The sequence below is a fragment of the Chryseobacterium sp. MIQD13 genome (assembly GCF_050496705.1).
Lineage (GTDB): Bacteria > Bacteroidota > Bacteroidia > Flavobacteriales > Weeksellaceae > Chryseobacterium.
This window is the reverse complement of sequence record NZ_JBNWAF010000003.1, coordinates 939,692-962,541: the sequence shown is the minus strand read 5'-3', so window position 1 is coordinate 962,541 and position 22,850 is coordinate 939,692. Positions and strand designations below refer to the sequence as shown.

The following is a 22,850-nucleotide window of genomic DNA, read 5'->3' as shown; positions in this document are numbered from 1 at the left end:
CCGAAACTCACAACTTCCAACCAGCAATTTATATTAAAACTATATACTTACCACTAATATATATTAAATTTTTGTAAATAAATTATTAATTACAATTTGGCTTTCACAAAAAACAACGCCAAAAATTGATAATTTATGAAGAAATTACTTTCATTTATTGGATTAGCCTTAATAAGCAGTTCTTTATATTCACAGGGATCTCCTGATTACGGAGGCGGATTGAAATTAAATCTGAATCCGGACGGGGATAAATTCATCAGATTTATTCTATGGGACCAGTTCTGGCTCAGAAACACCCAAATGAACCCGGGAAGTATGGTTGCCAACGAACCTACTGACAACTCCTGGAGCCTGGGTAACAGAAGGTTACGTGCTTTAGCATATGCCCAGATTTCCAAAAGATATATGATCCTGGTACACTTTGGTATCAATAACCAAACGTTCATTAATGGCGGAGCTACAGGAACCACAGGAACAGGAGGTTATGGAAATGGCAAGAAACCACAGCTGTTTTTTCATGATGCATGGAATGAATATGCAGTTATTTTACCTGGAGAAGCAGGAAAATTCAGTTTATCTTTAGGGGCAGGACTTCACTATTATATGGGACTTTCCCGTATGACAATGGCATCAACACTGAATTTCCTTACGGTAGACTCTCCTATTTTCACGTGGCCGTTAATTGACAACTCCGATCAGTTCGCAAGACAACTCGGAATGTTTGCTAAAGGAAAATATGGTAAACTGGAATACCGTTTCAGCTTAAATAAGCCTTTTGCAACAGATCTGGTTCCTGTTAACGTAACAGATCCTGCAAGAGCCGTTGCAGTAGATAATAATGGAAATCCGAGCTTTTCAAAAGCCGGATATGTGGAATACCAGTTTCTTGACGAGGAATCCAATACGCTTCCTTTCAAAGTGGGATCTTATCTGGGAACAAAGAAAGTTTTCAATGTAGGAGCAGGTTTTTATCATCAGGCAGACGGAACGAGAACTTCTGTGAATTCCAACATTGAAAAGCATGATATTACTCTTGTGGCAGTAGACGCTTTTGCAGATATTCCTTTGGGAAATGCAAAACATAAGATGGCTGTTTCTGCCTACGCAGGATATTATAACTACAATTTCGGCCCTAACTATGTAAGAAATCTGGGAACGATGAATATTGCAGCTTCTGATCCTAATTTCGCAGGAAATAAAGCAATTGCAGGCCCCGGAAATCTACAGCCGGTAATAGGAACAGGTAACATCGTTTACGCACAGGCAGGCTTCCTCCTTCCCAACGAGACAGAAAAACCAAAGATCAGGATACAGCCTTTTGCAGCGTATACATACAAAGACTTTGAAGCATTCGACAAATCTTCCTCACAGTTTGATGTGGGTGCCAACTGGTTCATAGACGGACATCATGCAAAGATTACTACACAATATTCTACAAGACCGGTTTATACCAGCCCTACAGAAAAACCTTCTTCAAAAGGGGAATTTATTGTACAGTTCCATATTTATCTTTAAAATCCGGATGAAATTAATATCTTAATTCTTTAACTTCAAAACCAATCAACATGAGCGAAAACCACCACGAAAACTACGAGAATATGACCGACCGGCAGAAGAACCGCACCATCTGGAGCGTGATCACAGCCTCATCACTCGGCACTCTGATAGAATGGTACGACTTTTATATTTTTGGAAGTCTGGCTATTGTTTTAGCTACAAAATTTTTCCCTGCAGATAATCCTACCGCAGCATTTTTGTCTACGCTCGCCACTTTTGCAGCTGGATTTGTGGTAAGACCTTTCGGAGCCTTATTCTTCGGGAGATTAGGCGATATTATCGGAAGAAAATATACATTCCTTGTCACACTGTTAATCATGGGATTTTCCACGTTCCTGATCGGATGCATTCCAAGTTATAAAACCATTGGCTTTTTAGCACCTGTTCTGGTTTTAATTTTAAGATTATTACAGGGATTAGCACTTGGAGGCGAATATGGAGGTGCAGCGACCTATGTTGCAGAATATGCACAGCCTCACAGAAGAGGATACTGGACGTCATGGATCCAAACGACTGCAACGGCAGGGCTTTTCATTTCACTGATTGTAATTCTGGTTACCAAATCTACTCTTTCGGCAGAAGAATTCGATAACTGGGGCTGGAGGGTTCCGTTCTGGATTTCAATCCTGATGGTGGGAGTTTCTTATATCATCAGAAAAAATATGAAAGAATCCCCGCTTTTCGCAAAGGCTAAAAGTGAGGGGAAAACCTCAAAAAACCCTTTAAAAGAGAGTTTCGGAAATAAATACAACTTCAAATTTGTTCTTCTGGCTTTATTCGGGGCCGCAATGGGACAAGGAGTGATCTGGTATACAGGACAATTCTACGCCATGAGTTTCTTGCAGAAGGTAATGAATGTAGAATCCGCACAGGTAGATTCATTAATGGCTACGGCCCTGTTCTTAGGAACACCTTTCTTTGTATTTTTCGGATGGCTTTCGGATAAAATCGGGCGAAAAGCAGTCATGATGACGGGAATGCTCGTTGCTATTTTAGCTTACAGGCCCATTTATGACAGCATGTTCAAAAGCATCAATCTTGAAAGTAAAACTGTTGCTGCTAACGGAATTACAGAAAAAAGAACAGCAAAGATCCATACTGATATTGCCACAGACAGTTTAGTGACCTTTCATAAAGAAACACTTTACACAGACGGAACTTTAATTAAAAAAGACAGCATTGTTCATTGGTCGCCAGCCGGACCTGTCATGAAAGATGGAAAAGCGGAAGAACCTAAAGTTTCACAAACTGTAAAACTAGCAGATAATACAAAATGGTATTTAATCTTCTTAGTATTCATCCAGGTGATCTTTGTAACTATGGTTTACGGACCTATCGCAGCTTTCTTAGTGGAAATGTTCCCTGTGAGAATACGTTACACCTCAATGTCATTGCCTTATCATATCGGAAACGGAGTATTTGGAGGACTTCTTCCGGCAGTTGCCACTTATCTGGTAACAACCGGGAAAGATGCAGGACACCCGACATGGTATCTGGAAGGGCTCTGGTACCCGATTGGCGTTGCTGCGGTCTGTCTGCTCATCGGATTGTTTTATCTTAAAAATAAGAACAATAATATTCACGATTAAAGCCTGAATCACTTAATTTTTTACTAATTTTAAAACTACTAAAATGAACGGACTAAAAAAAATATTAGGCATACTCTGGATTGCAGTTGCTCTGGTGGTGGGATATTTTGGAACTACGGTTTTAGGAATTCCAAAGATAACCTCCGGAAAGCAGGAAGATCTGGTATTCGGGATCATTATCTTATTTGTACTGATGCCGATTATCTCAGGCGGAATGGCCATTTTCGGATACTATTCGCTGACGGGAGAATATTCAGACGACAAAATTTAATTTATAAACGATTAATGATAATTGATGGGTGATAAGCTGCTCATCAATTATCTTTTATCAATTATCATTTATGAAGAAGAGACACGAACAAAAACTGGTTATCCTGAGCATCGGACTGATGATGGCTTTCAGCATTCCTATTTCACTGCTTTTCAACAGTGAGAAAGAGGTTTTCGGCTACCCGATGATCCTGATCTACCTGTTCGCAGTCTGGATGATCTCTATCATTATTTCTTTTGTAATTGTAAAAAGGTATGATGAGTAGTGTTGCATTATTTATTGTTGTTTTAATCTACCTGGCTCTTTTATTTCTGGTTGCGCATTTAGCAGAAAAGAGAAAAAGCAAAAGATGGATCAACAATCCTTACATTTACGCATTGTCTCTCGCTGTATACTGCACGGCATGGACGTATTACGGCAGCATTGGTGTTGCAGCTACAAGCGGATTGAATTATCTTCCGATCTACATTGGCCCTATCATCATCATTCCGGCGTGGATTTACATAAATACAAGAATTGTAAGAATTTCGAGGATTAATAAAATAAGCAGCCTTGCAGATTTTATTTCTTTACGATATGGTAACAGCAGAAGTTTCAGCGCGATTATCACCATTGTTTGCTTACTGGCCATAGTCCCTTATATCGGACTTCAGATCAAAGCGATTTCTGAAACCTTCCATTTAGTGACCGAAACGTCAATTTCAAATAATATACTGACAGACAATGCAACGTTTGTAGTAGTTTTAATTGCTTTATTCTCCTCTTATTACGGCACCAGATATGTGGATGCCTCAGAAAAGCGTTTAGGAATCATATCTGCAATTGCTTTGGAGAGTTTTTTAAAGCTTTTCTTCATTATTATTCTGGGCATATTTGTTATATACTTTGTATTTGATGGTTTCTCAGATATCTATGAAAAAGCAAGCAGGTTTGAAGATTTTAAAGAAAAAAATACGTTCAACGGTATTGAAGATGCTATGAACTGGATGGTCTTGTGCATGATCTCCGCCACGGCAATCTGTATTCTTCCCAGACAGTTTCACACAGCGATTATTGAGAACAGACAGGAAAAACACATCAAAACAGCCATATGGTTTTTTCCTCTTTATTTATTGATTTTCACTGTATTTATATTTCCCATTGCATGGGGAGGAAGGCTTATTTTTGAGGGCGAAAAAGTAAATCCTGAGTTCTACTCTATTCTGATCCCGCAGCACTTTGACAATACTTTAATTACGGTTTTTGTATTTCTTGGCGGATTAAGTTCATGTATTTCCATGATCATTATTTCAGCCATTACTCTATCTATCATGCTTTCCAACAACCTCATCATTCCTTATGGTTTACTGGGAAAATTCAAATCCGACAATGAGATTCAGAATACAAGAAACATTACAAATATTAGGAAATTCAGCATTTTTGCCTTAATTATCATGGCTTTTGTTTTCTATAAATATTTCATTCTGAAAACCTCACTGGATTCAGTTGGCCTCATTTCTTTTGTTGTGATCGCTCAGCTGGCTCCTTCTTTTTTCGGGGCAATATTTTGGAGAAGAGGAAGCTATAAAGGTGCTGTAGCAGGACTTCTTGCCGGACTTGCGATTTGCTATTTCGGTCTGATTATTCCGCAGTATTATTTTTCTTACAATCAGGAATTCAAAGGGGTAATTCGTGAAATATACGATGCTTTTTCTTTTTTCAGCATTCCTTTTTTAAGCAGGATTTCTCAGATATTCTTCTGGTCCATACTAGTCAATACTGCTATTTTTACTATCGTTTCCGTAAGCGTTAAAGGGAATTACAGGGAAAGAAATTTCGCAGAATTGTATGTAGACATAGACAAACATATCTTAAATCATGAAAATGCTTTTGTCTGGCGAGGAATTGCTTATGTTTCGGATATAAAGAACATTCTGGAAAGGTTTTTAGGCAAAAATAAAACAGAGCAGGCCCTGAGAATTTTCAATTTGAAATATAATATTGATTCCAAGACTGAAACAGCAGATTCAAGGTTTATCAAATTCTCAGAGAACCTTCTTGCAGGAAGAATCGGAACGGCATCAGCAAAAATTCTGATTGAAGGGGTAACGAAAGAAGATAAAATATCTCTAAAGGAGGTTTTAAATATTTTAGAAGAATCCAAAGAAAATATTACCCTTAATAAAAAACTGACAGAACAATCTGAAGAATTGCAAAAACTCTCTGATGACCTGAGAACAGCCAATCAGAATTTAATTGTTAAAGACCGCCAGAAAGATGATTTTCTGGATTCTGTTGCCCACGAATTAAGAACTCCAATCACTGCGATTCGTTCGGCAGGAGAAATTTTAGCAGATGACGACGACATTCCTTTTGAAATCAAACAGGAATTTTTAAACAATATCATCACAGAATCCGACAGGCTGAGCGAGATCATCAATGATATTCTTTACCTCGATAAACTGGAACATGGCGAAATTGCTCTACATATCCAAGAAAATAATATTCTTGAAACCTATAAAAAAGCTCTAAACCCAATCCTCCATCTGATACAGCAGAAAAATATTCACTTAAGTGAAGTCAATCTTCTGAACAAAACCGTATTGGAGCATGATGAGGCAAGAATGATTCAACTTTTTCAGAATATCCTCGGTAACGCACTAAAATTTACCGACGATCAGGGAACCATACAAACTAAGCTGTCAGAAAAAGGAGATTACCTGATCATTACAGTGTTCAACACAGGAAGACATATTCCTGAAGAAGATCTTGACATGATCTTTGATAAATTTTACCAGTCAAAAAACCAGAATATCATAAAACCTACAGGAAGCGGACTCGGATTGGCTATTTCAAAAAAAATCGTGCAGGCACACAGCGGAAGAATAAAGGCAGAAAACAGCGGCCTGGGCGTAACTTTTACAATAAGCATTCCTTATAACATAACAAAAGAGATCAGAAATGAAGTTGAACAAAACCAATAACCATCTATGAGAAAGATTATTATTGCCGATGACGAACACAAAATATTAATGTCGCTGGAATACAGCTTCAAGAAAAATGGCTATGACGTTTACATCGCAAGAGACGGAACGGAAGTCTTAGATTTTCTGAAAGATATGACACCCGACGTAATTCTGCTGGACATCATGATGCCAAATCTGGACGGGTACAGCACTCTGGAAGTTATCAAAAAGGATGACAGACTGAAAGATACAAAGGTTATATTCCTAAGTGCCAAAAACAACCCGAAAGACATTGAAAAAGGTCTGGAAATGGGAGCAGATGCCTATGTAACAAAACCTTATTCCATAAAAAAGCTGATTCAGCAGATTGAGGAAATGTTTGAGTAAAAGAATCAAGATGTAAGATTTCAGACATCAGACTGTAAATACTGAATATTAAATAAAAACCATACACCGCCATTGCGAGCGAAGCGAAGCAATCTCTTAATAATCTTAATTCCTAAATGAATCTTAATGTTTCAATTTAACCATGAAGTTTTATTAAGCTTTTAAGAAAATTAAGTTGAATGTTACTTTCAAGAGATTACTTCGACTGCAATGACAAAACATGAAACACAAAAATTAATATGAACACTGATATACTTTTTAACCAAAGCATAGAAAACAAAGAAAACTTCTGGAAGGAACAGGCCAAAGAAATTCAATGGTTTGAGTTTCCACAGCAGATTCTTTCTACAGATAAAAATGATTATCCGCAATGGTATTCTGACGGAAAACTCAATATGTGTTATTTATGTATTGACAAACATATTGAAGACGGTTTTGGCAATCAGACCGCCATTATTTATGACTCTCCTGTCACCGGTCAGAAGAAAACCTATACTTTTAATCAGGCAAAAGAAGAAATTTCAAAGTTTGCAGGAGGACTTGTTTCTCTGGGCCTAAAAAAAGGAGACACAGCTGTTATTTACATGCCGATGATTCCACAGACCCTCTTTGCGATGTTGGCCTGTGCAAGAATCGGGGTAATTCACAATGTTGTGTTCGGAGGTTTTGCCCCTCATGAATTGGTTGTGAGAATTGACGACTGCAAGCCCAAAGCCCTGATCACAGCTACAGCAGGTGTAGAAATAGCAAGAAGAATCCCTTATTTGCCATTGGTTGAAAAAGCCATTGAACTCGCACAGGATAAAGTAGATCATATTATTGTTTACAACAGAAAACTGATAGACAACAAGCACGAAATGTTCGATGGACTGATTGATTATGAAGAATTGGTTCAAAAATCCGAACCTATAGACTGTGTTTCCGTAGAATCTACCCATCCCCTATACCTTCTTTACACATCAGGAACTACTGGAAAGCCCAAAGGAATTGTACGGGATACCGGAGGTTATGCAACAGCACTGAAATTTTCCATGAAATTTATTTACGGTGTTGAACCCGGAGAAACCTATTGGGCTGCCTCTGATTTCGGCTGGGCGGTAGGTCACAGTTTCAGTGTTTACGGACCGCTTATCAACCGCAATACAACCATTATTTTTGAAGGAAAACCAATTATGACACCGGATGCAGGTACCTTCTGGAGAATTATTTCAGAATATAAAGTTTCCACGATGTTTACTGCTCCTACAGCCATTAGGGCCATCAAAAAAGAGGATCCAGACGGAGAACTGGTTAAAAAATACGATCTGTCCCATTTCAAAAAGCAATTTCTGGCCGGGGAAAGATGTGATGTGGCTACCTTAGACTGGTTTGCAGAACATATCGGAGTTCCTGCGATTGATCACTGGTGGCAGACAGAATCCGGATGGCCTATGCTGGGACTAATGACATCCGATGATCAATATCAAATCAAAAGGGCTTCCGCCGGAAAACCAATTCCAGGATATGACATTAAAATTTTTGATGAAAACGGATATGAGCTTAATGCCCATCAGGAAGGATATTTAATCATCAAACTTCCGTTGCCGCCAGGCGCTCTTTTAGGAATCTGGAACGACTACGAACGCTTTCAGAACAGTTATTTATCACAGTACAATGGTTACTATTTCTCAGGAGACGGTGCTATTCAAGATGAGGACGGCTATATTTTCATTACAGGAAGAGTGGATGATGTGATTAATGTAGCCGGACACAGACTTTCTACCTCAGAAATGGAGGAAATCGTTTCTTCCCATCCCGATGTTGCAGAATGTGCTGTTGTGGGAATAGATGACGAACTGAAAGGACAGATCCCTTTTGCCACGGTTGTTTTAAAGAATGGCTCAACAATTACTGAGGAGGAAATAGAAAAAGATATCATCAGAATGGTTCGCGAGAAGATTGGTGCTGTAGCTTTTTTAAAAAACGCTATGGTTGTCAAACGATTGCCAAAAACGCGTTCCGGAAAAACTTTGAGAAAGCTGATCAGAACACTGCTTGATGGAAAAGAATTTCAGGTTCCATCAACAATTGACGATGAAAAAATCATTGAAGAAATTCAGGAAAAAATCAATGATTATAGGGCTTAAGCCATAAATTAAACATATATTTAATATTAATAAAATTCAAATTTCAAAAAACGAAGGGATATGAGAAATTACTTAATTGAAGATCTGCCGCACTATTTTGAAGAGTACAAAAAGTCTATCAAAAATCCTAAAAAATTCTGGGATAAGATAGCTGACCAAAATTTTGTGTGGTACCAAAGGTGGAGCAAGGTCGTTAAGTATGATATGAATGAAGCCAAGATCACGTGGTTTAAGAATGCTAAATTAAATATCACCAAAAACTGTATCGACAGGCATCTTGCCGTAAGAGGCGATAAAACAGCCATTATATGGGAACCCAACGATCCAAAAGAAGAGGCACAGCACATCTCTTACTCTGATCTGTACACCCGCGTCAATAAAACAGCCAATGTTTTACGCGAAATGGGTATTGAAAAGGGTGACAGGGTCTGCATTTACCTTCCCATGATTCCTGAACTGGCAATTACAATGCTGGCCTGCGCCAAATTAGGAGCTGTACATTCTGTGATTTTTGCAGGATTTTCTGCTTCTGCCGTAGCTTCAAGGGTTAATGACTGTGGCGCTAAAATGGTGATCACATCAGACGGGAGTTATAGAGGGAACAAAGTTCTGGACCTGAAAAGTATCGTAGATGAGGCACTGGAAAAAACTCCAAGTGTAGAATCGGTTCTTGTTGTAAAAAGAACTCATAACGAGATTAAAATGAAAGCCGGCAGAGACCATCTGATGAGTGACCTGTATGAAAAAGCTTCTGCCGATTTTGTAACAGTAATCATGGATGCCGAAGATCCGCTTTTTATTCTGTATACTTCCGGTTCTACAGGAAAACCGAAAGGAATGCTTCATACTTCTGCAGGTTATATGGTATACACAGCTTATACCTTTAAAAATGTATTTAATTATAAAGAAAATGATATTTACTGGTGTACAGCAGATATCGGATGGATTACCGGACATTCCTATATTTTATACGGACCGCTGCTTAACGGAGCTACAACCGTCATTTTTGAAGGAGTTCCTACATATCCTGAGCCCGACCGCTTCTGGGAAGTTATTGAAAAACATAAAGTTACCCAGTTCTATACCGCTCCTACCGCCATCCGCTCACTTGCCAAAGAAAGCTCAGAATGGGTTGACAAGCATGATCTGAGTACGTTGAAAGTGATTGGTTCTGTGGGTGAACCTATCAATGAAGAAGCATGGCACTGGTTCAACGATCATGTCGGAAAGAAAAAATGTCCCGTTGTTGATACCTGGTGGCAGACAGAAACAGGAGGAATTATGATCTCTCCTCTCCCATTCGTTACTCCAACCAAGCCTACTTATGCCACTCTTCCTCTGCCGGGAATACAGCCCGTGCTAATGGATGATAAGCGTAATGAAATTACAGGAAATCAGGTGACGGGAAATCTCTGCATCCGTTTTCCATGGCCGGGAATTGCAAGGACGATCTGGGGCGATCATCAGCGATATAAGGAAACCTATTTCAGTGCCTTTCCCGGAAAATATTTCACCGGTGACGGTGCATTGAGAGACGAAGTCGGATACTACAGAATTACAGGCCGTGTGGATGATGTGATTATCGTTTCCGGACACAATTTAGGGACTGCCCCTATTGAGGACAGTATCAACGAGCATCCTGCCGTTGCGGAATCTGCCATTGTGGGGTACCCTCATGATATTAAAGGAAATGCTTTATACGGCTTTGTGATCTTAAAAGAAACCGGAGAAGGCCGTGACAAGGAAAATCTTAAGAAGGAGATCAATCAGCTTATTTCAGACCAGATAGGGCCAATTGCCAAGCTTGATAAGATACAGTTTGTTTCCGGTCTTCCGAAAACGCGTTCAGGGAAAATTATGCGTAGAATCCTGAGAAAAATTGCAGAAGGGGATTTCAGCAATTTCGGAGATATTTCTACTTTATTGAATCCTGAAATTGTAGAAGAGATTAAAAATGAAAGGATATAAATTAAAACTTATATAAGGAATTACAGAACGGGCTTTAGCCCGTTTTTTTTTTGTTTGGAAAGTCTTTCAACCATTAAGACCTTATTAAGGAAATAAGAATAACCAAGATAAATCTTTGATTTTTAAGCCGCTCCTTTTAAAGCCGAACCATTCTTAATAATCTTAAAAGCTTAAAAATCCTTAATGGTTTAAATATTTACTCTTTCATGTATTTCTAAAACCAAACACACGTTCAATAGATATTTTCAAACATTTTAACATTATATTATAGATAAATCATTAAAATATAAAATTTAATATATTTTCATTAACAATATTGAAAAATATTTATTACCTTTAAGTACAATTTAAAAACTATTGCTTATGTCAAATATATTAGCTGGATTATTTGCACATCACAGCGATTACAAAAAGCTTGAAGCCGATCTGGAAAATTCAGGATTTGAAAGTTCAGATTACATAGTATACCTTCATAACGGCTCTGACACCTCTCAGTACCTGGCGAGTGTTGCGGTAAAAGATAATAACCAAACTGATGGCGTCCGGAATATTTTCAGCCAAAATTCAGTACTGAAAACCTATTTATTGGAGAATATGGGTATTGGGGATGCAAATTATGATAATATCAAACGATTTATCGATGCCAGAAACAGAGCCGAAATTCATAACAGTCCCGATGTGAGAATAAAAGCATCAAGCACTGGCATGGATTCAGAAGTTAAATTCTGACAGGAAATACAAAATCTAATAACCGGGAATCCGCAGAGCGTTCTGCGGATTTTTTATGTTTGAAAAGTTTAAAAAATTTCGTATTTTCGTCTAATTATAGGCATTTACACAAATGAGTTACGATTTAGAACAGGAAAACAAAGAGATCCTTGCCCGGTATAAGGATCTGATTTCGAATACATACAGGACTCTGGATGAGGAAAATAACAAACTTATCCGGAAGGCATTTGATATTGCGTTGGATGCCCATAAAGACCAAAGGAGAAAATCCGGCGAGCCATACATCTATCACCCTATTGCTGTTGCTAAAATTGTGGCAACCGAGATCGGTTTGGGAGCAACTTCCATTGCCTGTGCCCTGCTGCATGATGTGATAGAGGATTCAGATTATACTTATGAAGATCTGAAAAAGATTTTTGGAGAAAAGATTGCCAATATTGTGAACGGGCTCACAAAGATCTCCATAATGAATCACCAGAATATTTCCGTACAGTCTGAAAACTACAGAAAACTGTTACTTACGCTGTCTGAGGATTTCAGGGTTATTCTGATCAAAATTGCCGACCGTCTTCATAATATGCGGACTTTGGAAAGCATGGCTCCGGACAAGCAGAAAAAAATTGCTTCGGAAACAGTGTATATCTATGCTCCTATGGCCCACCGTCTGGGATTGTATAATATCAAATCGGAGCTTGAAGATCTTTCATTAAAATACAACAATCCGGAAGTTTATACAGAGATCACGGAAAAATTGGAATCTGCCAAAGAAAACCGTGAAAGATATATTGAAGAATTTAAAACTGAAGTTTCGGAAAGATTAAAAGATGAAGGTTTAAATTTCAATATCAAAGGCCGTGCAAAAGCAATTTCTTCTATTTACAGAAAGATGCTTAAACAGGGCGTTTCTTTTGAGGAAGTCTTTGACAATTATGCCATCAGGATCATTTATAAATCGGATGCAAAAAATGAAAAGTTCCTGGCCTGGAAAATCTACTCTATTGTAACGGATGTTTACCACAGTAACCCTTCAAGAATGAGAGACTGGATCACACAGCCACGTTCTACGGGTTATGAAAGTCTCCATTTAACGGTTCTTGGACCGGACAGAAAGTGGATCGAAGTACAGATCCGTTCAGAAAGAATGAATGAAATTGCAGAAAAAGGAGTTGCTGCCCATTATAAATACAAAGAAGGCTATAAGCAAAGCTCTGATGACCGTAATTTTGAAAGATGGGTTACTGAAATCCGCGATATTCTTGAACAGCAGCAGAATCTTTCTACTTCCGAGCTTTTAGATAATATTAAGCTTAATTTATACTCCAAAGAAGTATTCGTATTTACTCCGAAAGGGGAAATCAAGATTCTTCCTACCAATGCTACGGCTTTGGATTTTGCTTTTTCCGTTCACTCAGACCTTGGGATGAAATGTCTTGGGGCAAAAATCAACGGAAAACTGGTTCCTATTTCTTATGTTCTTCAGAACGGTGACCAGATCGATATTTTATCTTCACAGAATCAGAAGCCTAAATCTGACTGGCTGGAATTTGTAGTAACCTCCAAAGCCAAGTCTAAAATCAAAAGTTATCTGAATTCCCAGAAAAACCAGCTGGTGGAAGATGGAAAAGAAATTCTTCAGAGAAAGCTGCGTCATGCGAAGATCAACTTTAATGATGAGGAAGTGAATAAACTTCAGAAGTTTTTCAATTTAAAATCGTCTCAGGAACTGTTTCTTAAATTCCAGAGCAATGAACTGGATGTAAGCAGTCTTAGAAAATATATCGAAAGTAAAAATGTATTTAATAATTTACTTTCAAGATTCAGAAAATCACCATCGAAAAACGTTCAGTTTGAGGAACCAAAAGAACAGAACCTTGATATGATCGTTTTCGGGAAAGATGAAGAAAAACTTAATTACAGCTATGCAAAATGCTGTACAGTAATTCCCGGCGATAAAATTTTCGGATTTATTACCATTTCTGACGGTATCAAAGTTCACAGCGATAACTGCCCGAATGCCATCAATCTGAGGGCGCAGTACGATTACCGTGTGATTCCGGCCAAATGGGTAAATGCGGAGAGCTTCAAGAACAGAGTTAAGATCGAAATTGAGGGTCTTGACAGAATGGGAATGATCAATGATATTACTACCGTGATCAGCGGAAGTATGGGAATGGATATGAAAAGTATGTCCATAGAATCCAATAATGGTGTTTTTATGGGTAACATCAATCTTGAGGTTAAAAATAAAGGCCAGCTGGAAGAAACATTTAAAAAACTTAAAGATATTGACGGAGTTTCAAGAGTGAGGCGGCTACAATCATAAACATGAATTTAACTCTATATTTTAAAAAATTTTTCAAAAGCAATCAGGCATCAGGAATTATCCTTATTTTTTGTGTGCTGGTTTCATTATTAATTGCCAATTCTTCTTTAGGTGAAGGTTTTCAGCGCCTTTTAGATCAGGAAATAGGGACTCATCTTTTTCATTTGACCTACCCGGTCAGCATCTGGATCAATGACGGCCTTATGGCTGTTTTCTTTCTGCTGGTCGGGCTTGAGATCAAAAGAGAAATGGTAGAAGGTGAACTTTCTTCTTTCAAAAATGCCTCGCTTCCTATATTTGCAGCTGTAGGCGGAATGCTGGTTCCGGCTGTGATCTACACCCTTTTCAATAGTGGAACAGAGTATGGTAATGGCTGGGGAATTCCTATGGCAACGGATATTGCTTTCTCGCTTGCTATCATCTCAATGTTAGGAAAAAAGATTCCGAATTCCATTAAAATATTTCTGGCTGCATTGGCCATTGTGGATGATCTGGGAGCCATTCTGGTGATCGCTGTCTTTTATACCGAACAAATTCACTGGACGTATCTGTTACTTTCATTCGGAACGGCTGCACTGCTCTTTCTTTTAAACTTTTTGAAAGTTACCCGTCTGGTTTTTTATATTATTCCAGGGTTATTTTTATGGTATTTCTTGCATCATTCCGGGATTCACGCAACAATAGCAGGAGTTCTTCTGGCTTTTTCTATTCCTACGAATGTATCTGATGTAGAAATTTCTCCCCTTAAAAAACTGGAGCACAAGCTTCATTTCCCGGTAAGCTTTCTGATCATGCCGATATTTGCCTTAACAAACACCAATATTGCCTTCACCAATGAAATGGCAGCGGGAGTAACAAGTACTTTAGGATTGGGAATTATCTGTGGCCTGGTCTTGGGAAAACTAATCGGGATCAATCTGTTTTCTTTTATTGCTATTAAATTAAAACTCAGCACTCTTCCTCAAAACAGTACATGGCTACAGATGGTTGGTGTTGGATTATTGGCAGGAATAGGCTTTACGATGTCAATTTTTATCGCGCTTCTTTCGTTTAAGGATGATATTCCTATTCAGGATGAAGCTAAATTTGCGATTCTGATCGCTTCTTTCTTAGCAGCAGTTTTAGGTTTTGTAATCTTGAGTATGAGCTCTAAAAAAGATATGAATGCTGTAGAAAATTAATTACTTTTTCTCTTCCAGCTTTATTTTGTGTTCTTCGTCACTTTCCAGATTAGGTTCTGTAATCTCTGCATGGTAATGAACTGCTTCTTTCTTGATTTCATCAGACAATAGTTTTTCTATTCTGAGTTTTCTGAGGGCCATATTCAGCTCATTTCCGAACAGCAGAAGATACACGTTGACATTCACCCAAACCATCAGCAGGATCATACTTCCGATAGATCCGTAAAGAACGTTATATCTTGCAATATCTTTCACATAGAATGCAAAGAAAAATGTAGTGATAACAAATAAAACCGTTGTTAAAATAGCTCCGGGAATAGCCTGTCTGAATCTGGCAATCTTAACTGTCCCCAGCCAGTAAAAAAGTGTAAGAAGAATAAAATAGAACAGTGGAAAGGATACGAATCCAATAATCTTGGAAAGGTTTTTCACGAGCCAGGAAATATCATATGAGGGCGTAAATAGCTTCATTACAACTTCCACATAATATACCCCGAAAAGAGCCAGAAAAACAATGGTTATAAAACCTATGGTTATAAAAAAGGAAAGAATAAACTCTTTAACATCTGTCAGCTTCTCATCTGAATTTTCATTGAATCCATTGATCAGTGAAAAGGTTCCGTTGGTGGCAAAGACCAGTGCCAGGACGATGGTCAGATTACTGATCCCTTTCATGTTCGGGATGATATTGGTTTCAATATATCCTCTTACATCTCCTTCCATATTAGAAGGAAAAACGTTGTGCATCAGGACTTCAAAAATATAGAACTGCAGCTTATCATAATGCGGCATATAAGGCAAAACGGAAAGAAGGAAGAGAATAAAAGGAAACAGACTGATGGTAAAGCTCCAGGAAATAGCAGCTGCTTTTCGTCCTATTTTTCCTTTAAAAATCCCGGAAATATAGATCTGAAACATCTGCCAGAGCGATATTCCCAAAACAGGAATATGTATACCGTCAAAAAACTCTTGAATTTTCAAGATAAATCTGGGAACTTTTATACTCATCTATTTGGTGCATTTTACTTATAAAACAATCTGACTTATCTCTTTAAATGGAGAAATTACAACTGTTTCTTAATAAGCTTTATACAAATATAAACATTTTCCTTTTCCTTAGTCTACTACTGCCGGAACGAATAAATAGCAACTGTTTAACACTTCAACAGTTCTGTTTCCATTGACAAACTGAAAAGATATGAAATAAAAGAATTTAGAAACTAAATCATTAAAGTATTAAAAATGTCCCAAATAAAAGGTTTTTCCCATTTTAATGTTTTCAGCAGGATTCATCGGTCTCATTTATTTTCCGGCATAAAATGGTATCTTTGTCTCAGAAATCCTCTATACATGCGAATCGGCTTACTTTGTATCGGCAAAACTGATGATAAGGAGATTACCTCTCTGATCAATTACTACCTTACCCGTCTTCCCAAGCACTGGAATTTTGAAATCACTGAAATTCCCGATGTAAAAAATGCAAAAAATCTGTCTCCAGAACTTTTGAAGAAGGAAGAAGCCAAGCTGTTTTTCAATCATATCGACAAAAATGACATGGTTGTACTCCTTGATGAAAAAGGTAAACAGTTTACCAGCCGTGAATTTGCCCAGAAAATTGACAACTGGATGAATTCTTCAGTAAAGAAGGTTCACATTCTTATCGGAGGGGCTTACGGTTTTTCTGAAGAAGTTTACAGCCGTGCCAATGAAAAAATGTCACTGTCGAAAATGACATTTACCCATCAGATGATCCGTCTGTTTATTGTGGAGCAGCTTTACCGTGCAGATCAGATCTTGCAGGGAAAACCATATCATAATGATTAAAAAGGTTTGCTCTAGTCTGCTTTTAAACCAATCTGTCTTTTTGCTTCACCTACCACAAAGGCTACGGAGTTCGCTATATTAAAACTGCGGATTAATTTTGACATTGGAATGGTCAGGTGATTTTCAAACTGATCCAGAACTTCTTTACTCAAACCAACACTTTCCTTACCGAAAACCAGCCAGTCACCATCCTGAAAATCATTTTCCAGATATGATTTTTCAGCATGTGAACTCATTAAGAAAACGCGGGAAGGATCCGGAATATTTTTCATCCATTCTTCCACATTGGCATATTCAGTAACGTCAAGATGTACCCAGTAATCCAAACCGGATCTTTTAAGGTTTTTATCATTGATTACAAACCCAAACGGATGAACCAGATGTAATTTACTTTCAGTACCTACACATAACCGTCCGATATTGCCTGTATTATTGGGTATTTCGGGTTCTATAAGAACAATATTCAGCATCTTTCTTTGTTGATTTAAAAAAGTTAGAATCAATAGAGACTTCTATGAGAATAACTTATTTCGTATGATAAAAATTAATTTCGGGCTCGGCATTTCATGCCGAGCCCGAAATCCTATATTATAAAAGGTTTATTTTTTTGCACATTTAGCGTAATAATCTGCCAGAATAGCTTTTTCATAGCCTAAACTTACCGCTTTATCCAAATTCTCACAGCCTTCTTTAGGCTTTGCCGTATCAAACAAAACCAGTGCTTTGGTCACATAGGAATTAGAAAATTTCGGATCTATGGAAATCGCTTTATTGGCATCTGTAAGGGCTTCTTTATGCTTTTTCATTTTAAGATAAACATCTGCCCTTCCATTATATAAAAGAGATTCAGGCTTTTCAGAGATAAGCTGGTTGTAATCTTTTAAGGCACCATCCAGATCACCGTTATTTTTCTTCAGATTGGCCAGTCCTGTTTTTGCATAAATGTTGTCTGGGGCAAAAGTCAGAATCTGTTTAAGATCACTCAATGCAAGGTCTTTTTTCCCCTGACTGTCATAAATCTTGGAACGGGTAAGGTAAAATTCCGGGTTTTCAGCATCGATTTTAAGGCCTGTGGCAATATATTCCAACGCTTTGGTCTTATTTCCTTTCTGACTGCTCAGTGAAGCAAGATTGACATATACAGGAGCTGATAAAGGATTTGCCTTCATTGCAGATTCATATGATTTCAAAGCTAATGCCGTTTTTCCCAGCCTTCTTTGAGCTGTTCCAAGGCTATTGTAGTATTCAGACTGATATTTCTGGATCTGTTCTTTTTCTGCCAGTTTGGTGTATTGTTCTTCAGCACATTTATAGTCAGCCTTTTTAAAGCATTCTTCTGCTTTAATCTTGTCCTGTGCGTAAAGAGTGAATGAGGAGCAGACTAATGCTGTAAGTAGTAAAGATTTTTTCATGAAGTTATATTTTGCTTGTTGATGACTTTTTTGGCGAGTACTCCAAATATTACCCCCAATAAAGATCCAACAAACGCCCCCACCAAAATATCTATCGGGAAATGCACTCCTAAATATATCCGGCTGTAAGAAACTACCACAGCCCATACAAATATAGCATATGGAAACCACTTGAGCTTCTTTTTCAATAAAATACTTAAATAAGCTGCCAAAAAGAAAGTGTTGGAAGCGTGGGCAGAATAAAACCCATATTGGCCTCCGCACTTCACAATCCTCATATAATGCTCTATACTTGGATCATGACAAGGCCTCAACCTGGCAACTCCGTATTTGAAAACACTTGCCAGCTGATCTGAAACCGTAGCCCCAAGTGCAATGAAAATAAGAATGAAAACTAAAGATTTTAGTTTATAGTTTTTGTATAAAAAGTAAAGGAATATAATATAAAGCGGTACCCAGATCCATGTACTTGAAATCAGCATCCAAAACTGGTCGAAGGGAGTATCGCCCAAATTATTAAGGTATAGAAAAACCTTTTTGTCTTCCTGAATGATCTCCTCCATGAATTATCTGCTTACAGGCCCTTCGTAGGTTTCGTCATCGGCAGGCTTGATTTTTGGAGGTTCATTAGTTGTTGAAGGTTCCGTTAAGATATCTTTTTCAATATTCTTCATGGGATTGAAGTCTTTTGCTGCATCTTTTACCTTCTCAATTTCGCGCTTGATCTCGGAAACGGGATTATCTGTTTCCTTCATGATCTCAGTTTTGATGTCTTCCACTGCTCCACGCATTTTTCTAACGCCTGCCCCTAAGTCACGCGCTATCTGAGGAAGTTTATCCGGACCGAATAATACAACAATCGCCACCGCGATCAATGCCATTTCTCCAATGCTTAATTCCATGCGGTAAAATTACGAAAGTTTATACATTTATTTACGGTAAACTAAAATTTTAAACAAATTTTAAGATTTGGATAGTTTTATAGTCGGGATTATTGAGTTTGAGGGTTTTAGTGTTTTAGAGTAGTGAGTTTTCTAATTTGTTACTAATTATTTGGTTAGTATTTGTTCATTATTCATATAATAATTTAGTATCGCACTTAATTTCTTTAAAATTCATCATTTATCTGAGAGATAAAAATTTATTATTGATACTCATAATTTATTTTAAGTTTTTATTATTTACCAAATTATTAAATTTCACACAACTTTCAATTAATAAATAATTAATTCAAATAACAGAGATTTATAATTAATTTCACTACATTTATTACACACAAAATCATTAAATATTTATTATGAAAAAACTTGTAACCACTTTTAAGCTGTTTGCCGTCATATCGGTATTAACACTTATTGCCTGTCAGGATGAAAACCTTGAAACAATGCAGGAAACTCCAATAACTAAAGTATCAGTTTCCGATCTGAAAAAGGAAATTATCCCAGGACTAAAGACCATTCCGGAAAATGTTCAGACACAGATTAATGATTCTAAGAAAAATCTTGAACAGTATTTGAAAAATGACCTTCAGATCACAGGTATTACTGTTTTAGGAAAGCTTTCAACGCAGAGAGGAATTGAAATCTCTCAGGAACTAATTTCTGACAGGGAACAGTTTACTGCAACAGGAAATATTCTTGAACCAGAAACCGTGAAAGTAGGAAAGATTGGAACACTATTTTCAGGAGATCAACTATCTGAAGCTCAAAAAGGACTTCAAGAAACCGCTTCCGGGCAGATCAAAGCCGGCACTGAGATTCTTGAAGTTTCCTGGAATTACAAAGGTGAAAAGTTCACATCTCTATGCTTTTACAATGAATCCGGAATTATCTGGGACAACGTATTTGCCGGACTTGTCATGATGGATACCAGAGGTAATTATGAGGTCTCTCCTACCGATGCTCAGGCTAAAGTGGCTTCTAAATGGTACAAACAGTGGTGGACAGCCAACTGGCTTTGGGGTTCTAAAAGAGGAGAAATCGGATACCAAATCACTATTTACTATTCCGGATCAACTGTTTCTAATGTAGATGTAAGCGATTGGGGAAATATCAGCCTGGGTAAAGCGAAAAGTGAAAGTAAAGTTATAAAAAGAACAGGGGCTTACGGACAATGCAGATATGCGCTTGGACTATGCACTCCTGTAGGTTCTTTAAGCTTTAATTCGAGTAATTTTTCTGTATCATTTTCCGGATTGGGAAGCAATGTGGTAAGCAACGGGACAAAATCGCTTTATCCGTAAAATTTTAAACATTCATTATATTTTTCAATAGAAGATGGGGAAGCTTTAAGGGCTTCCCTGTTTTTTTATATTCTTAGATATTCACTTCATCTAAGGACTCGACTCCTGGTTGATCCGTTAAATTATTTCTTCTGTTATAAATCCATCCATCCATTGATAATTTCCCAGCTCCTTCAAACAGTAAAGCCAAAGCAATTCCTATAACCAGAATATCAAACTGGCAGCCCTCTCCTTTCTGGGTTCCGAACCAGTTCATGAAAAAACCGTTCTCAATATGAGTAGTCAGCATAATTCCTGTCAGCAATCCGATAAACGATAAAGCCCAAAATCTCGTGCCCAATCCCAAAAGAAGCAGAAATGATCCAAAAAACTCGACCATTATTACGGCAAAAGCAACTACAGAAGGCAGATGAAGGTCATGGGTAAAAACTTCCATTGTTTTGTTAAACCCCATTCCGTCAAAGAGCCCGAATGTTTTCTGAAGTCCGTGTGGGATAAAAACAATGCTTAAAGTTAGCCTGAGGAAAGTTCCGGTCCATGTTTCATTCGTTTTAAAAAATAAATTTTTCATAATAAAGAATTAAATGATTGTACAAATAGAATGATACTTTGTATTTTTAGTTAAATAATCTGACAGCTGCAAATACACCATAATTCTGTTTACTTTCTTTAAATGGTCCATAGCTGTCAAAGTTGGCTCCCACACCAAAAGTGATGAACTTATAGCTCATTCCAAGTCTCAGCATGAGATAACTGCGGGCATGCTCTCCGTTTTTTATCGTTTCGGAATACAGTCCCTGAATTCTTGAATAGCCTTTCCAATTCTCACTGATCTCAGGTTTATATTCCATCATAATAAAACCTTCCGCAATACTGCTTTTGGAAAATCCGATAAATCTTGGATTAACAACCAATAAGAAATCATTAAAACTTTTAGAATACATAAACCCCGCAGTAGGCCGGAGACCAGTATTGGGAGTATAATGAGAACCTCCGACAAGACGTAGATTTTTAACAACCTCAAAAGTAATATTGGCCTGAATCATGGCATCTTTGGAATTGTCTTCCGACCACTTCGAGGAGATATTGGCCACACTGAAGAAACCAATTTTTTTACTTCCTTCAAAATTTTTATTGATTGTCATTTGGGAAGCAAAACCTTTATTTCCTGCCAAAGCTTCAAATATAACAGGCGGATTTGAGATCTGGGTATTATTCTGAGAATATAACAGCAAAGGAACTAAACCGACTGTCAGAAATAGTATTTTTTTCATGTTTTAACCGTCATCAATTATATCCACAAAATTCCGGAATACAAAAGAATAGGGTTAGAACAGATAAATCTATTATTAGGACAAATCAATCCCTTTTCTGTAATCTGAAGGACTCATACCGCTGTGCTTTTTGAAAAAGCGGGAGAAATAGGAAACATCATCCACACCCAACGCAAAGGCAATCTCCGATACGGAAAGGTGAGATAGTGAAAGAAGGGCTTTAGCTTCCATCAGTAAGGATTCATTAATAATTTCCGAAGCTGTTTTACCTGTAACACTTTTTACAGATTTGTTCAGGTGATTGGGTGAAACATTAAGCAGGTCAGCAAATTCCTTCACTGAATGCAGATTTTGGATCTGGCTGGTAATCAGTTTCCGAAAACGGAATACTAGTGTTTCATTTACAGAAAGGTTCGGTCGCGGAAGTTTCTCTATAAAATGTCGGATCTCTCCCAATAACGTAAAAAGATAAAGCCGGATAAGATCCAAGCTCTGATTTTCATGATAAAGAGTCTCCATCTGCTGAAGGATAAGGAAAATCCTGTCACGGTGTTCATCATCAAGAATAAGGGTCGGATTGTAAATAATATCAGCATGGTTCAGGATATCCTGCAAATATTTCAGACCGGGACCTTCCGCAATGAAATCATTGGAAAAATGGCAGTAAAACCCTTCCACATCAGGGGTATAATGAATAAAGGTCCGGATCTTATGCGGAGGCAGCAGCATAATCATCCCCTCTTCCACGCCATACAGACTGGAGCAGACCATTTTTTCTAAACTCCCTTTCCTGATGAATACAAAGTCATTGACTGTTTTCCGGTGTGGCTGGGAAGGGGTTTTGGCATCCTTGAGTACCTGAAGCGGTTCTATAAAAAAATCGTTCAGCTCTTTTTTGATTGTACTTTTTCCAGCCCAGTCTATATCAAGGATCGGATTAAAATCATCTGGCTTATATTGAGGAATACGGCTCATAAGATTTATTCAAAATTAATTCATCTTTAAACATTCCCAATTTAACA

At 37.7% G+C, this 22,850-nt stretch carries 20 protein-coding genes and 1 pseudogene; 13 read left to right on the top strand and 8 right to left on the bottom strand.

Going from position 1 to position 22,850, the window contains the following annotated elements; translation table 11 throughout:
* Nucleotides 1–135 precede the first annotated feature (135 nt).
* The 11 genes and pseudogenes from ACQWU4_RS16680 (at nt 136) to nhaA (ending at nt 15,076) form a co-directional block, all read left to right on the top strand.
* The gene (locus tag ACQWU4_RS16680) at nt 136–1,515 is read left to right on the top strand and encodes a porin (RefSeq protein WP_429936887.1); all 1,380 of its coding nucleotides are present in this window, start codon (nt 136–138) and stop codon (nt 1,513–1,515) included.
* 50 nt (nt 1,516–1,565) lie between these two features.
* The gene (locus tag ACQWU4_RS16675; RefSeq protein ID WP_429936886.1) at nt 1,566–3,146 is read left to right on the top strand and encodes an MFS transporter; all 1,581 of its coding nucleotides are present in this window, start codon (nt 1,566–1,568) and stop codon (nt 3,144–3,146) included.
* Nucleotides 3,147–3,189: 43 nt separating this feature from the next.
* Nucleotides 3,190–3,417, top strand: a complete 228-nt coding sequence (locus ACQWU4_RS16670) for a DUF6814 family protein (RefSeq protein ID WP_034706377.1) — start codon at nt 3,190–3,192, stop codon at nt 3,415–3,417.
* 70 nt (nt 3,418–3,487) lie between these two features.
* Complete coding sequence (locus ACQWU4_RS16665) at nt 3,488–3,682, top strand: hypothetical protein (protein WP_429936885.1); 195 nt, start codon at nt 3,488–3,490, stop codon at nt 3,680–3,682.
* Nucleotides 3,675–6,380: an ATP-binding protein gene (locus ACQWU4_RS16660; protein ID WP_429936957.1), complete on the top strand. Its 2,706-nt coding sequence runs from the start codon at nt 3,675–3,677 to the stop codon at nt 6,378–6,380. Before ACQWU4_RS16665 ends, ACQWU4_RS16660 begins: the two co-directional genes overlap by 8 nt.
* 6 nt (nt 6,381–6,386) lie before the next feature.
* Nucleotides 6,387–6,749, top strand: coding sequence for a response regulator transcription factor (locus ACQWU4_RS16655; protein WP_429936884.1), 363 nt, complete (start codon nt 6,387–6,389; stop codon nt 6,747–6,749).
* 239 nt (nt 6,750–6,988) lie between these two features.
* Nucleotides 6,989–8,875 (top strand): AMP-binding protein, encoded by a 1,887-nt coding sequence (locus ACQWU4_RS16650; protein WP_429936883.1) that lies wholly within the window; start codon nt 6,989–6,991, stop codon nt 8,873–8,875.
* Between the two features lie 57 nt (nt 8,876–8,932).
* Nucleotides 8,933–10,843: pseudogene (acs, locus tag ACQWU4_RS16645) on the top strand (acetate--CoA ligase); the annotation flags it as partial.
* Between the two features lie 363 nt (nt 10,844–11,206).
* Entirely contained in the window at nt 11,207–11,572 is a 366-nt protein-coding gene (locus ACQWU4_RS16640; RefSeq protein WP_429936882.1) for a hypothetical protein, read from the top strand.
* A gap of 112 nt (nt 11,573–11,684) precedes the next feature.
* On the top strand, nt 11,685–13,895 hold the full coding sequence (locus ACQWU4_RS16635; RefSeq protein WP_429936881.1) for a RelA/SpoT family protein: 2,211 nt from the start codon (nt 11,685–11,687) through the stop codon (nt 13,893–13,895).
* Between the two features lie 2 nt (nt 13,896–13,897).
* A complete protein-coding gene (gene nhaA / locus ACQWU4_RS16630) occupies nt 13,898–15,076 on the top strand; it encodes a Na+/H+ antiporter NhaA (RefSeq protein ID WP_429936880.1) in 1,179 nt (392 codons plus the stop codon).
* Here nhaA and ACQWU4_RS16625 read toward each other — a convergent pair whose 3' ends face one another.
* Nucleotides 15,077–16,084 carry a YihY/virulence factor BrkB family protein gene (locus tag ACQWU4_RS16625; protein ID WP_429936879.1) on the bottom strand — a complete coding sequence of 336 codons (1,008 nt, stop codon included), beginning with the start codon at nt 16,082–16,084 and terminating at the stop codon, nt 15,077–15,079. It abuts the gene before it with no gap.
* A 342-nt stretch (nt 16,085–16,426) separates the two neighbouring features.
* Between ACQWU4_RS16625 and rlmH the strand changes: the two genes are divergently transcribed.
* Nucleotides 16,427–16,900: a 23S rRNA (pseudouridine(1915)-N(3))-methyltransferase RlmH gene (gene rlmH, locus ACQWU4_RS16620; RefSeq protein WP_429936878.1), complete on the top strand. Its 474-nt coding sequence runs from the start codon at nt 16,427–16,429 to the stop codon at nt 16,898–16,900.
* A gap of 11 nt (nt 16,901–16,911) precedes the next feature.
* Here rlmH and ACQWU4_RS16615 read toward each other — a convergent pair whose 3' ends face one another.
* The 4 genes from ACQWU4_RS16615 to ACQWU4_RS16600 all read right to left on the bottom strand — a co-directional run bounded on the left by ACQWU4_RS16615 (nt 16,912) and on the right by ACQWU4_RS16600 (nt 19,214).
* Entirely contained in the window at nt 16,912–17,370 is a 459-nt protein-coding gene (locus ACQWU4_RS16615; protein WP_429936877.1) for a tRNA (cytidine(34)-2'-O)-methyltransferase, read from the bottom strand.
* A 129-nt stretch (nt 17,371–17,499) separates the two neighbouring features.
* Complete coding sequence (locus ACQWU4_RS16610; protein ID WP_429936876.1) at nt 17,500–18,312, bottom strand: tetratricopeptide repeat protein; 813 nt, start codon at nt 18,310–18,312, stop codon at nt 17,500–17,502.
* On the bottom strand, nt 18,309–18,875 hold the full coding sequence (locus tag ACQWU4_RS16605) for a phosphatase PAP2 family protein (RefSeq protein ID WP_429936875.1): 567 nt from the start codon (nt 18,873–18,875) through the stop codon (nt 18,309–18,311). The genes ACQWU4_RS16610 and ACQWU4_RS16605 overlap by 4 nt, the downstream gene beginning before the upstream one ends.
* Before the next feature lie 3 nt (nt 18,876–18,878).
* Nucleotides 18,879–19,214 (bottom strand): Sec-independent protein translocase subunit TatA/TatB, encoded by a 336-nt coding sequence (locus ACQWU4_RS16600; RefSeq protein ID WP_429936874.1) that lies wholly within the window; start codon nt 19,212–19,214, stop codon nt 18,879–18,881.
* Nucleotides 19,215–19,609: 395 nt separating this feature from the next.
* On the opposite strand from ACQWU4_RS16600, the gene ACQWU4_RS16595 reads away from it, so the two are divergent.
* The gene (locus ACQWU4_RS16595; protein ID WP_429936873.1) at nt 19,610–20,554 is read left to right on the top strand and encodes a hypothetical protein; all 945 of its coding nucleotides are present in this window, start codon (nt 19,610–19,612) and stop codon (nt 20,552–20,554) included.
* 73 nt (nt 20,555–20,627) lie between these two features.
* On the opposite strand, the gene ACQWU4_RS16590 is transcribed toward ACQWU4_RS16595, so the two are convergent.
* The 3 genes from ACQWU4_RS16590 to ACQWU4_RS16580 all read right to left on the bottom strand — a co-directional run bounded on the left by ACQWU4_RS16590 (nt 20,628) and on the right by ACQWU4_RS16580 (nt 22,803).
* Nucleotides 20,628–21,125, bottom strand: coding sequence for a DoxX family protein (locus ACQWU4_RS16590; RefSeq protein ID WP_429936872.1), 498 nt, complete (start codon nt 21,123–21,125; stop codon nt 20,628–20,630).
* A gap of 46 nt (nt 21,126–21,171) precedes the next feature.
* Nucleotides 21,172–21,828: a hypothetical protein gene (locus ACQWU4_RS16585; RefSeq protein ID WP_429936871.1), complete on the bottom strand. Its 657-nt coding sequence runs from the start codon at nt 21,826–21,828 to the stop codon at nt 21,172–21,174.
* Nucleotides 21,829–21,903: 75 nt separating this feature from the next.
* Nucleotides 21,904–22,803 (bottom strand): helix-turn-helix domain-containing protein, encoded by a 900-nt coding sequence (locus ACQWU4_RS16580; protein ID WP_429936870.1) that lies wholly within the window; start codon nt 22,801–22,803, stop codon nt 21,904–21,906.
* Nucleotides 22,804–22,850 lie beyond the last annotated feature (47 nt).

What these genes read in the sequence shown, in the direction of transcription:
- ACQWU4_RS16680 (WP_429936887.1), top strand. Translation starts at nt 136, where the DNA reads ATGAAGAAATTACTTTCATTTATTGGATTAGCCTTAATAAGCAGTTCT.
- ACQWU4_RS16675 (WP_429936886.1), top strand. Translation starts at nt 1,566, where the DNA reads ATGAGCGAAAACCACCACGAAAACTACGAGAATATGACCGACCGGCAG.
- ACQWU4_RS16670 (WP_034706377.1), top strand. Translation starts at nt 3,190, where the DNA reads ATGAACGGACTAAAAAAAATATTAGGCATACTCTGGATTGCAGTTGCT.
- ACQWU4_RS16665 (WP_429936885.1), top strand. Translation starts at nt 3,488, where the DNA reads ATGAAGAAGAGACACGAACAAAAACTGGTTATCCTGAGCATCGGACTG.
- ACQWU4_RS16660 (WP_429936957.1), top strand. Translation starts at nt 3,675, where the DNA reads ATGAGTAGTGTTGCATTATTTATTGTTGTTTTAATCTACCTGGCTCTT.
- ACQWU4_RS16655 (WP_429936884.1), top strand. Translation starts at nt 6,387, where the DNA reads ATGAGAAAGATTATTATTGCCGATGACGAACACAAAATATTAATGTCG.
- ACQWU4_RS16650 (WP_429936883.1), top strand. Translation starts at nt 6,989, where the DNA reads ATGAACACTGATATACTTTTTAACCAAAGCATAGAAAACAAAGAAAAC.
- ACQWU4_RS16640 (WP_429936882.1), top strand. Translation starts at nt 11,207, where the DNA reads ATGTCAAATATATTAGCTGGATTATTTGCACATCACAGCGATTACAAA.
- ACQWU4_RS16635 (WP_429936881.1), top strand. Translation starts at nt 11,685, where the DNA reads ATGAGTTACGATTTAGAACAGGAAAACAAAGAGATCCTTGCCCGGTAT.
- nhaA (WP_429936880.1), top strand. Translation starts at nt 13,898, where the DNA reads ATGAATTTAACTCTATATTTTAAAAAATTTTTCAAAAGCAATCAGGCA.
- ACQWU4_RS16625 (WP_429936879.1), bottom strand. Translation starts at nt 16,084, where the DNA reads ATGAGTATAAAAGTTCCCAGATTTATCTTGAAAATTCAAGAGTTTTTT.
- rlmH (WP_429936878.1), top strand. Translation starts at nt 16,427, where the DNA reads ATGCGAATCGGCTTACTTTGTATCGGCAAAACTGATGATAAGGAGATT.
- ACQWU4_RS16615 (WP_429936877.1), bottom strand. Translation starts at nt 17,370, where the DNA reads ATGCTGAATATTGTTCTTATAGAACCCGAAATACCCAATAATACAGGC.
- ACQWU4_RS16610 (WP_429936876.1), bottom strand. Translation starts at nt 18,312, where the DNA reads ATGAAAAAATCTTTACTACTTACAGCATTAGTCTGCTCCTCATTCACT.
- ACQWU4_RS16605 (WP_429936875.1), bottom strand. Translation starts at nt 18,875, where the DNA reads ATGGAGGAGATCATTCAGGAAGACAAAAAGGTTTTTCTATACCTTAAT.
- ACQWU4_RS16600 (WP_429936874.1), bottom strand. Translation starts at nt 19,214, where the DNA reads ATGGAATTAAGCATTGGAGAAATGGCATTGATCGCGGTGGCGATTGTT.
- ACQWU4_RS16595 (WP_429936873.1), top strand. Translation starts at nt 19,610, where the DNA reads ATGAAAAAACTTGTAACCACTTTTAAGCTGTTTGCCGTCATATCGGTA.
- ACQWU4_RS16590 (WP_429936872.1), bottom strand. Translation starts at nt 21,125, where the DNA reads ATGAAAAATTTATTTTTTAAAACGAATGAAACATGGACCGGAACTTTC.
- ACQWU4_RS16585 (WP_429936871.1), bottom strand. Translation starts at nt 21,828, where the DNA reads ATGAAAAAAATACTATTTCTGACAGTCGGTTTAGTTCCTTTGCTGTTA.
- ACQWU4_RS16580 (WP_429936870.1), bottom strand. Translation starts at nt 22,803, where the DNA reads ATGAGCCGTATTCCTCAATATAAGCCAGATGATTTTAATCCGATCCTT.